This is a genomic window from Sedimentibacter sp. B4, assembly GCF_000309315.1.
In the GTDB taxonomy this organism is placed as follows: Bacteria; Bacillota; Clostridia; order Tissierellales; family Sedimentibacteraceae; genus Sedimentibacter; species Sedimentibacter saalensis.
On sequence record NZ_CANG01000361.1, the window covers coordinates 1 to 336 of the forward strand.

Sequence of the window (336 nt, forward strand, 5' to 3'; positions counted from 1 at the left end):
GGTGCTGGTCTTCGTCGCCCCAGTCCCGCCCACCGAGGGAGCTGCGATCCTGACATACATCGCCGCCAACAAGACGCTGTACCTGACCGAACTGGTGTGTTTCGTCGGGCTCGCCGTGCCGGCCATGGTGGTATTCCTCGCGGCCGCGATCGCGCTGAAGGATGTGAACAAGACCACGGCAGCCATCGGCGGCATGTTCGGGATCGTCTCGGAGGTGATCGCGCTCGCGCTCGGTAGTAGCCCGCAGTCCCTCCATGGCGGGCTGGTACTCCTCAGCGCCAGCTACGCCGCCGCCGGAACCGCGTCCAGCGCGCTTCCCTGGCCAGTTCTGCCGAC

Annotated in this window: 1 protein-coding gene; it reads left to right on the forward strand. The window is 67.0% G+C overall.

Going from position 1 to position 336, the window contains the following annotated elements; genetic code table 11:
* Positions 1-336: hypothetical protein (locus tag BN358_RS26410; protein ID WP_198018418.1), on the forward strand; the 336-nt coding region annotated here is incomplete at both ends.